The following is a 13,279-nucleotide window of genomic DNA, read 5'->3' on the forward strand; positions in this document are numbered from 1 at the left end:
CCGCCGGTGCCAGCGTAGCCAATGTCACGCCGGCCCTGGCACCGGCCCCCGGGCAGACCCCTACCGTCCGTTGAAACGACCGCCGCCTAGAGTTACTCCAACTCCCGCCGCCAGGAGAGGATCAGCAGATGCCCGACGACACCTCCCCCGCGGTGGTGAGCGAGTTCGAGGCGGAGTCCTGGCCGCTCGAGGCAGCCGCCGAAAGCCTGCACCAGGTCATCGACGGGTTCCACAACGGCGACACCCGGCCGCTGGTCATCGGTGACGGCGACCAGCCGGTGCTGGTGGTGCTCGCGATCGCCGACCTGGCCGACTTCCGGGCCCGGATCGCGGAGCTGCTGGCCAACCCGGTCGACGCCGGCTGGCTGCGGTACTACCTGCGCTCGACGTTCGACATGAGCTCGGAGCGGCTGGTCGAGCTGCTCGGGGTCGACGGCGACCACGGGCTCTCCTCGCTGGCGAGTCAGGTGAACGTCGAGCAGGCCGCCGTACTGATGCCCGATCATCTGCGCCGCACCGAAGCCGGCGGGAACCCGCTGATGCTGATCGGCGACGGGATGATGGCGACCGCGGCGCTGGTCGCGTTCCCGGCGTTCCAGGTGCTGCTCGCGATGGAGGGCGAGGGCAAGGGCGAGGACGACTCCTGCGCGCACGACGACGAGGAGAAGCCGACCACGCCGCTGGAGGTGCTGGCCGAGCGGCTCGGGCCGGTGTCGACCCAGCTGGTCGCGCAGATCAACTCCGGCCGCGAGCCGGGCCTGCCGCGCTACGAGCTGCATTTCGAGGACGACCTGGTCGAGCACCTGCGGGACCTGGAGGGGCGCGCGCAGAAGGCCCCGGGCGGTGGTGCGTACGACGAGTTGAACGATCTGCTGCATCAGTTCGACCAGATGCGCAGCGGGCTGGTCGGGGTCGAGGACGACGAGGAGGAGCCGGGCGAGGCGCCGTACCTGGAAGCCTCCGACCTGAAGGCCGCGCTGCCGGATCTGCGCGACAACTACCGCAACGGCGCCGACGACCCGTACCTGATCGGCCTCGACGGCCACCCGCTCGCCGGGCTGATCACCTTCGACCTCTACGAGGAACTGCAGAAGGTCTCGGTCGAGCTGGACGGCACCGACGAAGCCCCGGTCCTCCCCCTCCCCCAGCCGCGCTGGGAGAACGGCCCACCCCTTCTCCCCTTCGAGATCGCCCTCGAGCTGTGCGACGCGGTCATCGAGGACATCGCCAACGGCGAAGCATCCATGCTCTTCATCGCCGACGAGGACAACGAACCAGAACTGGTCCTGGCCCCCCTCGTCTGGCTCTGGGCCTACGTGGACCACCTGGACCTGGAAGCCGCCGACGTCTGATCCTCGTCAGCTGAGCGGGAACAGCGGCTCCCAATCGGCGAGGGTGGCGATCTCGGCGACGTCGGCCGGTGTGTAGGGGTCCTTGGCGAGGATGTCGCGGAGCTCGGCTTCGTCGGCGACGTCGTAGACGAGGAGGGCGCCGGTCTGATCGGTGAAGGGGCCGGCGGCGACGAGCTTCCCGGCCGCCTTCAGCTCGGTGAGGTATTCGCGGTGGGCCGGACGGACCTCCATCCGGCGGTCGGTCTCGGCGAGGTCGAAGCGCAGTTGCACGACATAAAGGGCCATGCCGAAAACCCTACAACGCGTTGGAAACAAGAGGATTTGGTGCGGGAAGGGAGTCACGAGCCGCCACAGCGGCTGGTTCAGGTCAGACCCGAAAGTCGACGAGTGATCGCCCTTCCCGCCCGGATATTCTCGCCACCCGGAGAGCGCTTACGCAAGGGGTTGGTTAAGGAAATTGCTGCAGAAAGTTGAGTCGGGTAACGCTCCGTGACCGACCCGCCCGCCGCCTCGATCCGCCGCCCGATACAGCTCTACAGTCCGTCACGCCGGTCCGTTGTCAAGGCACGATCCACGGAATACGAGGACAAAAGCGCGGGATATTCGGCCGCCGAATAACCCGAAGGTCTGCCGGAGATTCGCTAATTACCCGCCAATGCTGCTCTGCCGGACTCGAGGCGGGCGACCGGGATGCGGAAGGGCGAGCAGGAGACGTAGTCGAGGCCGACCTCGTGGAAGAAGTGGATGCTGTCGGGGTCGCCGCCGTGTTCGCCGCAAACACCGATCTTGAGGCCGGGCTTGGCGGCGCGGCCGCGGTCGACGCCCGTACGGACGAGTGCGCCGACCCCCTCGCGGTCGATCGACTCGAACGGCGACACCGCGAAGATGCCCTTCTCCAGGTAGCGGGAGAAGAACGCGCCCTCGACGTCGTCGCGGCTGAAGCCCCACGTCGTCTGGGTCAGGTCGTTCGTCCCGAACGAGAAGAAGTCGGCCGCCTCGGCGATCTGGTCCGCGATCACCGCGGCCCGCGGCAGCTCGATCATCGTGCCGATCGGGATCTCCGGCTCCACACCGACCTCGGCGAGCACGCCCTCCACCTCGTCGCGGACCAGGTGCAACTCCTGGACCGCGCCGACCAGCGGGATCATGATCTCCGGCCGCGGGTCCTTGCCCTGCGCGCGAAGCTCCAGCGCGGCCGACGCGATCGCCCGCACCTGCATCGCGAACAGCCCCGGGACGACCAGGCCGAGTCGGACACCCCGCAGGCCGAGCATCGGGTTCTGTTCGTGCAGCCGCTCGACCGCGGTGAGCAGCGCGGCATCGTGCCCCGGGTCCTCACCGCGTTCGCGGGCCAGCGCCACCTTCACCGCGAGATCCTCCATCGACGGCAGGAACTCGTGCAGCGGCGGATCGATCAGCCGGATCGTCACCGGCAGCCCGTCCATCGCGTCCAGCAGCTCGAGGAAGTCGCCGCGCTGCAAGGGCTCCAGCTCGGCCAGCGCCGCGTCACGGTCGGCGTCGTTGTCGGCCAGGATCAGCCGCTCGACCGACTCCCGCCGCTCCCCCAGGAACATGTGCTCGGTCCGGCACAACCCGATCCCCTCGGCTCCGAACCGCCGCGCCCGGGCGGCGTCGTCCGCGGTGTCCGCATTGGTCCGTACGCCGAGACGCCGTACGTCGTCCGCGTGGCTGATCAACCGGTGCACCGACGCGACGAGCTCGTCGCCGGCGTCCGGAGCCAGCGTGCCCTCGAAGTACTGCACGACCGGTGACGGGACGACCGGGACCTCACCGCGGAACACCTCGCCGGTGGTGCCGTCGATCGAGATCAGCTCGCCGGCCTCGAGCACCGTGCCCTTGACCTTGATGGTGCCTTGGGCAACATTCACGTCGAGTTCCTCGGCGCCGCAGACACAGGTCTTGCCCATGCCGCGGGCGACCACGGCCGCGTGCGAGGTCTTGCCGCCGCGGCTGGTCAGGATGCCCTGGGCCGCGATCATGCCGTGCAAGTCGTCCGGGTTCGTCTCGCGCCGGACCAGGATCACCTTCTCGCCCTTGTCCGCCGCCTCGACCGCCGCGGCCGAGGTGAAGACCACCTTGCCCGAGGCCGCACCCGGCGACGCGCCGATCGCCTTGGTGATCAGGTCCTTGGCCGCGTCCGCGTCGAACCGCGGGAACATCAGCTGCGCCAGCTGCGCGCCCTTCACCCGGCGCAGTGCCTCGCCGGTGTCGATCACGCCCTCGTCGATCAGGCTGGTCGCGATCCGGAACGCCGCCGCCGCGGTCCGCTTGCCGACCCGGGTCTGCAACATCCACAGCTTGCCGCGCTCGACCGTGAACTCGATGTCGCACAGGTCGCGGTAGTGCCCCTCGAGCTTGGCCATGATCGCCATCAGGTCGTCGTACGACGTCTTGTCGATCTGCTCCAGGTCCGCCAGCGGGACCGTGTTGCGGATGCCGGCCACCACGTCCTCGCCCTGCGCGTTCTGCAGGTAGTCGCCGTACACACCGGGCTGTCCGGTCGACGGGTCGCGGGTGAACGCGACACCTGTGCCGGAGTCCATGCCGAGGTTGCCGAACACCATCGAGCAGATGTTGACCGCCGTACCGAGGTCGGTGGCGATCCGCTCCTGGCGGCGGTACAGGATGGCGCGGTCGGAGTTCCACGAGCCGAAGACGGCCTCGATCGCGAGGTCCATCTGGGTCCGCGGGTCCTGCGGGAACTCGCGGCCGGTGTGCTCGTGGACGGCCCGCTTGAACGTCTCGACCAGGCCCTTCAGGTCGTCGGCGTCCAGGTCGAGGTCGTTGCTGGTGCCCTTGGCCTGCTTCGCCGCCTCGATCGCGCCCTCGAAGACATCGCCCTCCATGCCGAGCACAGTCTTGCCGAACATCTGGATCAGCCGGCGGTACGCGTCCCAGGCGAACCGCGGGTTGCCGGAGTGGTGCGCGAGCCCGTTCACCGAGTCGTCGTTGAGGCCGACGTTCAGGACGGTCTCCATCATGCCGGGCATCGACACGGCCGCGCCGGAGCGGACCGAGACCAGCAGCGGGTCGTCGGCCTGGCCGAGCTTCTTGCCCATCGTCTGCTGCAACAGGTCGACGTGGTGGTCGATCTCGTCGGCGAGCTCCGGCGGCACCGCGCCGGTGGCCAGGTACGCGCGGCAGGCGTCGGCGGTGATCGTGAAACCGGGTGGCACCGGCAGGCCGAGGTTGGTCATCTCGGCCAGGTTCGCCCCCTTGCCGCCGAGCAGCTGCTTCATGTCCTTGTTGCCTTCGGCGAAGTCGTAGACGAGTTTCGGCACTGTCACTCCCTTGGTTCGGGCGGTGCTGGTGAGTCGCGGTGTGGTGGTCCGCTGGCCCATCGACTCCGGTGGCGGGGGCGTGTTTTCAGAGTAAGCCAGAAAACCAGTCCAGTTGAACACTGGTCTCACGATGCCGACGTGACCCTGCCCACAGGTCGAAGGCCGGAAAACCCTTCCCCCATTGACAACGCAAGACAATCCACCCCTTCACCGACGAAACCTCGCGGCGACCTGAAACCGGCTTTTCGTCAAGGTCACCCGGGTTCGCCGGGCGGGTTTGCGGGCGAGCCCGCGGGACCGTTCCGGGCCGTGCGGATCACCCGCCGAGCGCGGCTCGCGGGTAGGCTTCGGGCGTGCGGATCGTCTCGTTGCTGCCGTCGGCGACGGAGATCTGTTTCGCCTTGGGCGCCGGTGCGGACGTGGTCGGCGTGACCTTCGAGTGTGACTACCCGGCCGTCGCGCGGACCCGGCGGATCGTGTCGACGACCGCACTCCCCGAGGGACTGACGCCGGGTGAGATCGACGCGTTCGTGCGGCAGCGGGTCGCGGCCGGCGAGGACCTCTACCACCTCGACGCCGGCGCGCTCCGCGAACTCGATCCCGATGTCGTCATCACTCAGGACCTCTGCAAGGTCTGCGCGATCGACGTGACGAACGTCGCCGAAGCCCTCGATTACCTGGGCTGCCGAGCCGAGGTGGTCACCACCGACCCCCACACCCTCGAAGAGGTCCTCACCTCCATCGAAACCATCGGCAAAGCAATCGACCGAGACCCGGCACCGTTGGTGGACGACCTCCGCCACCGGCTCCGGGAGGTAGCCGGTCATCTAGGAAGGAGCGCTCAGGCACAGGGCGAGCCGGCGCAGGTTGCGTTGCTGGAGTGGACGGATCCGCCGTACGCGCCGGGGCATTGGTTGCCGGAGATGGTGGAGTTGGCGGGTGGGATCAGCGTGCTGGGGTCCGCGGGTCAGCGTTCGGCGGAGATCACCTGGGACGTGGTCGGCGCCAAGCGACCCGAGATCGTGGTTGTCGCGCCGTGTGGGTTTGGGCTGGATGGTGCTGCTCGGCTGGCGGAGGAACTGTTGGGTGTGCTCCCGGCGGGGGTTGCGGTGTGGGCGGCGGATGCGAATGGGTACTTCGCGCGGCCGGGGCCCCGGCTTCTCGACGGGATCGAAATGCTGGCGGAGCTCCTGCGGGGCGGGACGCCGGATCCGGGGATCGCGCGGAGAGTCCGGTAGTGGTGTTCGTCTCGGTGTACGGCGGGACACGGCGAGACGCGGCGGACGCGCGTACGCTCGGAGACGCCGACGGTTCGCGCGGTCATGAGATCTGTGATCGGGCGAGGCAAGAGGGAACCCGGTGGGAATCCGGGACTGCCCCGCAGCGGTGAACGGGAACGACCGCCGTCACGAGCACTGGACGCCCCAGCGTCCGGGAAGCGACGGCCAGTAGGTCCACCGGTCAGCGACCGGTCCGCCCGTGAGTCCGAAGACCTGCCGCCGGTGCGCGCACCAACCGGTGCGCGCGGGAACGGCGGTCTCGTGGGAGGACCCGGCCCGGAGCCATGGCTCGTCGGCTGTACCGCACCGACCGCCACCGGCACGGTCTCTCCGCGATCCGCCGAACCATCGGCACGCTCGCGAGGAGAGAGACGTGAACACCATCAAGACGGTCCTGGGCTACCCACGGATCGGCCCGGCCCGCGAACTCAAGAAGGCCGTCGAGAAGTACTGGTCCGGCGCCATCGACGCCACCGAACTGGAGGCGACCGCCCATCGGCTGCGCGCCGACACCTGGCGCGACCTGACCGCCCGCGGCCTCGACGTACTCCCCGGCAACACGTTCTCGTACTACGACCAGATGCTCGACCACGTGCAACTGTTCGGCGTCGTCCCCGACCGCTTCCAAGGCCGCTCCACCCTCGACACGTACTTCGCGATGGCCCGCGGCCGGGACGACGTCGCACCACTCGAACTGACCAAGTGGTTCGACACCAACTACCACTACCTCGTCCCCGAGCTCAGCGAGAACACCACCTTCGAGCTCGATCCGGCCAAGCCCCTCGAGGACCTGGCGGCCGCACGCGAGCTCGGCGTCGACACCCGCCCGGTCCTGATCGGACCACTCACGTTCCTGCTGCTGTCGAAGTCGGTCACACCGGGTTTCGAACCGCTCAGCCTGCTCGACCGCTTACTCGACGCGTACGCCGACCTGCTCAGCCAACTCGAGTCCGCCGGAGCGGAGTGGGTGCAGCTGGACGAGCCCGCATTGGTCCAGGACCGCACCCCGGCCGAGCTCGACGCACTGCGCCGCGCCTACGACCGCCTGGCTTCACTCACGGACCGCCCACGCCTGCTCGTCGCGACGTACTTCGGTGACCCTGGCCCGGCGTTGCCCGTGCTGACGTCGACCGCCGTCGACGGTCTCGCGGTCGAACTCCTGTCCGCTCCGGGCCTCGTCGACCAACTCGCCGTACTCCCGAGCCTCCGCCGCAAGACGCTGGTCGCCGGAGTGGTCGACGGCCGCAACATCTGGCGCACTCCCCTGGGCGACGCGCTCTCCACCTGCGCGAAGCTGCTCGGATCGGTCGGTCAGCTGGCCGTCTCCACCTCCTGCTCGCTGCTGCACGTGCCGTACGACGTGGACGCGGAGGACGAGCTGGATCCACGCGTCCGCGAGCGACTCGCGTTCGCGCGACAGAAGGTCGACGAGGTCGTCGTACTCGGCCGAGCCCTCGACGAGGGGGTCCTGGTCGACCTCGGCAACACACCCGGCGGACCGGTCGAGGAATCCAACCTGGTCCGCGAGCAGGCCGTCCGCGACCGGGCCGCCTCGATTCGTCCCGCGGATCGACAGCGGCCGCCGTACGACGAACGCCGTATCGCACAGGAATCGATCGGACTGCCCGCACTCGCGACCACCACGATCGGCTCCTTCCCGCAGACCGCGGACATCCGCCAGGCCCGCGCCGACCTCCGGACCGCGCGGATCGACGCCGCGACGTACGACGAGCGGATGCGGGCCGAAATCGCGCGGGTGATCGGCCTGCAGGAGGAGCTCGGTCTCGACGTACTCGTGCATGGTGAGCCCGAGCGCAACGACATGGTCCAGTACTTCGCCGAGCAGCTGGACGGCTTCGCGACCACCAAGCACGGCTGGGTGCAGTCGTACGGCAGCCGCTGCGTCCGTCCACCGATCCTGTACGGCGAGGTGTCGCGACCGGCCCCGATGACCGTGCCGTGGGCGTCGTACGCGCAGTCGCTGACCGAGCGGCCGGTGAAGGGCATGCTGACCGGGCCGGTGACGATCCTGGCCTGGTCGTTCGTCCGTAACGACCAGCCGCTCGCCGTCACGGCCGACCAGGTCGCTCTGGCGATCCGCGACGAGGTGGCCGACCTGGTCGCGGCCGGGATCAGGATCGTGCAGGTGGACGAGCCCGCGTTGCGCGAGCTGCTGCCGCTGCGGACCGCGGAACAGAAGGCGTACCTGGACTGGGCGGTCGGTGCGTTCCGGCTGGCGACCGGTGGTGCGCCGGCGGGCGTCCAGATCCACACGCATCTGTGCTACTCGGAGTTCGGTGCGGTGATCGCCGGGATCGACGGGCTGGACGCGGACGTGACCACGATCGAGGCGGCTCGATCGAAGATGGAGGTGCTGAAGGATCTCGCCGCGGCCGGCTTCCGGCGTGGCGTCGGGCCGGGGGTGTACGACATCCACTCCCCACGCGTTCCGGGCACCGAGGAACTCACCGCCCTGATCCGGGCGGCCCTCGCCACTACGCCCGCCGAGCAACTGTGGATCAACCCGGACTGTGGTCTGAAGACGCGCGGGTACGACGAGGTCGTCCCCGCGCTGCGGCACCTGGTCGAGGCCGCCCGCGCCGCCAGGGCCTGATCGAATGATGTTGCTGTGGGCACCTGTCAAGGTGCCCACAGCTCACAGTTTCCGGCGGGTGCGCAGGTAGTCGCCGACCACCGCGGCGCCGAGGCCGTCGGCGTCCGGTGCGAGCACGCGGCCGCCGCTGCGGCGGGCGAGCAAATCGACGAACGCGTTCAGCCGCGGGTCGTCGCCGAGCCGGAACACGGTCAGCGAGGCGCCGAGCTTGGCCAGCCGGTCCACCTCGAAGATCGTCTTCCGCAACGTCGCCGGCTCGGGTGGATACGAGAACTCCGCCGTACCGTCCGGCTCCAGGTGCGCGGTCGGCTCGCCGTCGGTCACCATCAGCACGACGGGCTGCGCGTCCGGGTGCCGGCGCAGGTGGCGGCCGGCCAGCAACAGGGCGTGATGCGCGTTGGTGCCCTGCTCCCAGGTGCCTTCCATCCCGATCAACTGCGGCAGCTCGACGACTCCGGCGTACCGGCCGAAGGTGATCAGCTGGAGCGCGTCGTTGCGGTAGCGCGTCGAGATCAGTTGGTGCAGCGCGAGCGCCGTCCGCTTCATGGGTAGCCAGCGACCCTCCTGGACCATCGACCAGGACGTGTCGACGAGCAACGCGACCGCGGCCCTGGCCCGGTGTTCGGTCTCCGCAATCTCGACATCCGCCACATCCAGCTTGACGGACCCACTGCGCGTGGCAGTCCGCAGTACGGCGTTCCGCACCGTTCGCGGCACGTCCCACGGCTGGGTGTCGCCGAACTCCCACTGCCGCGTGGACCCGCTCAGCTCACCGGCCGCGCCCGCGTTCGCCGCGTCGCGTTCACCGGAGCCCCGTGCAGTCCGCAGTACGTCGGCCAACGCGGTCTGACCGAGTTGCCGCAAGGCCTTCGGTGACAACCGCAACGAACCGTCGGGCGCCCGCTCGATCAGCCCTTGATCGCGGAGCTGCCGCTCGAGCTCGGACAGCCGCCGGGCATCGACCGTTGCCTCGTCACCCAATTGCCGCGTGAGCGCGTCGAGGTCGATGTCCTCCAGCCGCGCACCCGGGTACGACTGAGCCAATTGCTCGGCCAACGCGTCCAGCTCGGCGAGATCCGACATCGCCCGCGCGCCGTCGGCGAGACCGAGCGGATCGTCACCGCTCATCCGCTCCGATCCGGACCAGTCCTCCCCCGGCCGGAGCGACTGCAACTGAGCGTCGAGCTGTGCCAATTGCTGAGCGAGCTGCGGACTGCCGAACGCCTGCTGCGACAGCTCCATCAGCTCGGCCCGCTGCTCCGGCGTCATCGAGTTCAGCATCCGCTGCGCCGCGGCCGCCCGCCGCGCGAGGACGTCGATCAGTTCGTCGACGTTGCGCGGATTCTCCGGGAAGAACTCGCCGTGCTTGGCCATGAACTCCTCGAAGAGCTCCGGCACCTCCGGCCGGCCCTGCGCATGCGCCGCCAGCAACGCGTTGAGGTCGGTCAGCATCTCGTTGATCGCCTCGACGTCCTCGGGCGTGGTCTGCTGCAGCGCCTCCTTCATGCCCTCGAACCGCGACCCGAGCAACTCGCGCCCGAGCAGCTCACGGATCTGCTCGTACTTCTCCCGGGCCTCCGATGACTCCCACTGGTAGTTCGCGAGTTCTCGTACGGCGGCCGCCGTACCGGACGGAAGCGCGTCCAGCTCGGCCTCCTTGAACCGGGCGTCGTCGGACGGGTTCGGGAACAGCTCGTGCCGCTCCGCCTCGAGCGCCTCGTCGAGCAACCGCTGCACGTCCCGCAGCGTGCCGTCGAGGTTGTGCCGCCGCTGGATCTCGCGGCGGCGCTCCCACAACCTGCGGGTGAGATCGTCCAGGCCCTGGGTGTTCCGGGTGCCGCGCCGGAGCAGCTCCTCCAGCGCGGACCGCGGCGACGACCCGTTCATCACGTCCCGGCCGATCTCGTCCAGCGCGTCCCGCAGATCCGCGGGCGCCTTCAGTGGATCGGGCCCGTCGTGCCACGGCCCGTAGGACCAGCCTTCCGGTATCGACGCGGACATGTCAGATCCCGTAGATGGTGGTGTCGTCGTCGGCGTCCTTGGCGACTCGTTTGGACAGGTAGAGCGCTTCGAGGGCGAGCTCGACCGCGGCGGCGATCCGTCCCGGCGACTCGTCCGGCTCGACGCCGGCGCGGGCCGCGACATCGTGGAGGACGGGCAGCTCGGGCAATGCCGCGAGTACGTCCCGGCCAGGCACTCGCTCCCCGGTGGTCACCAGGTTGCCGTCGGCAATGGCGTGGGCGAGCGGGCTGAGGTCGAGACCGGCGAAGCGCTCCCGTGCGGTGTCCGCGACCGAGCGGCGGAGCAGGTACTCGAGCAGTTCGATCTCGCGCCCTTCCTCACCGGGCTCGAACTCGAGCTTGCCGCGCAGGACGGCCGGCACGGCCTCCAGGTCGACCGGGCGAGCGACGGCCGGCTCCTCGCCGGTGATCGCGCTGCGGCGCAACGCGGCCGCGGCGATCGTCTCGGCTGCGGCGACCGCGAACCGGGCCGACACCCCCGAACGCTGGTCGATCGCGGTCGACTCCCGCAGGTGCCGGACGAACCGGGCCAGCACCTCCAGCAGCGGCTCGCCCACCTCGGCGGTGAACTCGGCCTCCTGCCGGATCACGTCCACCTCGGCGTCGATGTCGAGCGGGTAGTGGGTCCGGACCTCGGCGCCGAACCGGTCCTTCAGCGGCGTGATGATGCGGCCCCGGTTGGTGTAGTCCTCCGGGTTGGCCGTTGCCACCAGCAACACGTCGAGCGGCAGCCGCAGCGTGTACCCGCGGACCTGGATGTCGCGCTCCTCCATCACGTTGAGCAGCGCGACCTGGATCCGCTCGGCCAGGTCCGGCAGCTCGTTGATCGCCACGATGCCGCGGTGCGCCCGCGGGACCAGGCCGAAGTGGATGGTCTCGGGGTCGCCGAGACTGCGGCCCTCGGCAACCTTCACCGGGTCCACGTCACCGATCAGGTCACCGACGGAAGTGTCCGGCGTCGCGAGCTTCTCGGCGTACCGCAGGCTGCGGTGCAGCCAGGCGACCGGGAGGTCGTCGCCCAGCTCCGCGGCGCGGCGGCGCGAGGCGGGCGTGATCGGGTCGAGCGGGTGTTCGGGGAGCTCGGCCCCTTCGATCACGGGGGTCCACTCGTCCAGCAGGCCGACGAGGGTGCGCAGCAGCCGGGTCTTGCCCTGACCACGCTCACCCAGCAGGACCACGTCGTGGCCCGCGATCAGAGCGCGTTCGAGTTGCGGAATCACCGTCCGGGTGAATCCGACGATGCCGGGCCAGGGATCACGCCCGGCCCGGAGTTCGGTCAGCAGGTTGTCACGAAGCTCGGCCTTGATCGACCGAGGGAGATATCCGGCGGCCCGGAGGTCACCGGCCTTACGGGGCAGTTCAGCAGGTGCACTAGTCACCCTGAAGACGTTAGCTCGGTCACCCCAGCAACGCTCGCGGTATTTCAGACCCTGGGCGTGACGCGACCCGACGTGAAGACGTGGGTCGGGGTGAAGGTGACCGGCACCCAAGGGTGCGTCGGCGCCTCCCGGGTGACGAAATGGTCCCCGTCCGCAGGTTCCGTCGGGCGCAGCTCGTACTCGTGGAAGGGCTGGTCGGTGAACGCCACCCGGTCACCCGTCGCGTGGTAGATCATCACCAGTTCGTCGTCCCGTCGTACGACGTCCAGCCGCACGCTGGCCCGCTCGAACCGGCCGACGTGGCGGTCGTCGATCGGGGCGTCGATCGGCTGCGGTGCAGCCGGGTGGCCGACGCCGGTGAAGTGGGTGAAGACCTCGGTGGCCAGCGGCTCGAACAGCGTCGTACCGTTGCCGGAGTTCGTCAGCAGGCACATGATCAGCCGGGCCTCGGGGTCGATCCGCAGGAACGCCAGCTGGGAGATCGTCGTACCGTCGTGACCGAAGAGCCGGCGGCCGTCCCAGTCGTAGATCCGCCAGGCCAGGCCGAGGTCGGAGAACCCGCCGATGCCACCCGCGTACGGGACCTGCGGCACCTGCATGTCCGCGTAGCGCTCGTCGGTCAGGTGCATCCGGGCGAACTCCAGGACGTCGCCGGCACTCGCCGTGATCAGCCCGGCCGGTCCGATGCTGCGGGGCAGCTGCCACATCTTCACCGGCGTCCCGTCAGCGCCGAGGTGACCGAGTGCGGCGCGATGCATGATCGCGTCCTCCGGCAGGGTGACCGTGCTGGTCAGGCCGAGCGGCTCGACCAGGCGGGCCTTGAGCGACTCGTCCCAGGTGCGCTCGTCGAGGACCTCGACGATCCGGCCGAGCAGCACGAATCCCGCATTGCAGTAGGAGTACGCCGTACCCGGCTCGAAGAGACTGTCCACGTCACCGAGGAGAGCGACGTACCGCTCGACGCAGTCGTCACCGCGGCCGGTGTCGGTGAACACGTCGCCGTCGATGCCGCTGGTGTGGGTGAGCAGGTGACGGACCGTGATCCGCTCGTCAATCGGTGCCTCGGGCAACAGTTTGACCACCGGATCGTCCAGCGTCAGCCGGCCCTCGGCGGCGAGCTGGACGATCATCGTGGCGGTCCACGGCTTCGTCACCGAGCCGATCTGGAACAGCGAGTCCGCCGTCGTCTCGACCCCGGTCGCGGCGTTCAGCACGCCGTACGGCGCGATCGTCGTCTCGCCGTCGTGCCAGATCCCGAGCACCGCTCCGGGAACCTCCGCCGCCACCGCCAGTTCACTCAACCGCGCAGACCAGTCAGGCATGCGGCCAAC

8 protein-coding genes and 1 riboswitch are annotated in these 13,279 nt (G+C 69.5%); of the genes, 3 read left to right on the top strand and 5 right to left on the bottom strand.

Going from position 1 to position 13,279, the window contains the following annotated elements; translation table 11 throughout:
- Positions 1-128 precede the first annotated feature (128 nt).
- Entirely contained in the window at positions 129-1,352 is a 1,224-nt protein-coding gene (locus tag ACZ6O0_RS34275; protein WP_465769178.1) for a hypothetical protein, read from the top strand.
- A 6-nt stretch (positions 1,353-1,358) separates the two neighbouring features.
- On the opposite strand, the gene ACZ6O0_RS34280 is transcribed toward ACZ6O0_RS34275, so the two are convergent.
- Positions 1,359-1,637, bottom strand: a complete 279-nt coding sequence (locus ACZ6O0_RS34280) for a YciI family protein (protein WP_465769179.1) — start codon at positions 1,635-1,637, stop codon at positions 1,359-1,361.
- 356 nt (positions 1,638-1,993) lie between these two features.
- Positions 1,994-4,654, bottom strand: a complete 2,661-nt coding sequence (gene ppdK / locus ACZ6O0_RS34285) for a pyruvate, phosphate dikinase (RefSeq protein ID WP_465769180.1) — start codon at positions 4,652-4,654, stop codon at positions 1,994-1,996.
- A gap of 353 nt (positions 4,655-5,007) precedes the next feature.
- On the opposite strand from ppdK, the gene ACZ6O0_RS34290 reads away from it, so the two are divergent.
- Both ACZ6O0_RS34290 and metE read left to right on the top strand, forming a co-directional pair.
- Complete coding sequence (locus ACZ6O0_RS34290; RefSeq protein ID WP_465769181.1) at positions 5,008-5,892, top strand: TroA family protein; 885 nt, start codon at positions 5,008-5,010, stop codon at positions 5,890-5,892.
- A 53-nt stretch (positions 5,893-5,945) separates the two neighbouring features.
- Positions 5,946-6,169, top strand: a riboswitch (cobalamin riboswitch).
- A gap of 138 nt (positions 6,170-6,307) precedes the next feature.
- The gene (gene metE, locus ACZ6O0_RS34295; RefSeq protein WP_465769182.1) at positions 6,308-8,548 is read left to right on the top strand and encodes a 5-methyltetrahydropteroyltriglutamate--homocysteine S-methyltransferase; all 2,241 of its coding nucleotides are present in this window, start codon (positions 6,308-6,310) and stop codon (positions 8,546-8,548) included.
- 42 nt (positions 8,549-8,590) lie between these two features.
- Here metE and ACZ6O0_RS34300 read toward each other — a convergent pair whose 3' ends face one another.
- The 3 genes from ACZ6O0_RS34300 to ACZ6O0_RS34310 are packed head-to-tail and all read right to left on the bottom strand — an operon-like array spanning position 8,591 to position 13,270.
- On the bottom strand, positions 8,591-10,549 hold the full coding sequence (locus tag ACZ6O0_RS34300) for a vWA domain-containing protein (protein WP_465769183.1): 1,959 nt from the start codon (positions 10,547-10,549) through the stop codon (positions 8,591-8,593).
- A gap of 1 nt (position 10,550) precedes the next feature.
- Positions 10,551-11,948, bottom strand: coding sequence for an ATP-binding protein (locus tag ACZ6O0_RS34305; protein ID WP_465769184.1), 1,398 nt, complete (start codon positions 11,946-11,948; stop codon positions 10,551-10,553).
- A gap of 44 nt (positions 11,949-11,992) precedes the next feature.
- Positions 11,993-13,270: a serine hydrolase domain-containing protein gene (locus ACZ6O0_RS34310; protein ID WP_465769185.1), complete on the bottom strand. Its 1,278-nt coding sequence runs from the start codon at positions 13,268-13,270 to the stop codon at positions 11,993-11,995.
- Positions 13,271-13,279 lie beyond the last annotated feature (9 nt).

This window comes from Kribbella sp. NPDC048837, assembly GCF_055586945.1.

Excerpts from the sequence above, each read along its gene's own strand:
- ACZ6O0_RS34275 (WP_465769178.1), top strand. The coding sequence starts at position 129 with ATGCCCGACGACACCTCCCCCGCGGTGGTGAGCGAGTTCGAGGCGGAG.
- ACZ6O0_RS34280 (WP_465769179.1), bottom strand. The coding sequence starts at position 1,637 with ATGGCCCTTTATGTCGTGCAACTGCGCTTCGACCTCGCCGAGACCGAC.
- ACZ6O0_RS34300 (WP_465769183.1), bottom strand. The coding sequence starts at position 10,549 with ATGTCCGCGTCGATACCGGAAGGCTGGTCCTACGGGCCGTGGCACGAC.
- ACZ6O0_RS34310 (WP_465769185.1), bottom strand. The coding sequence starts at position 13,270 with ATGCCTGACTGGTCTGCGCGGTTGAGTGAACTGGCGGTGGCGGCGGAG.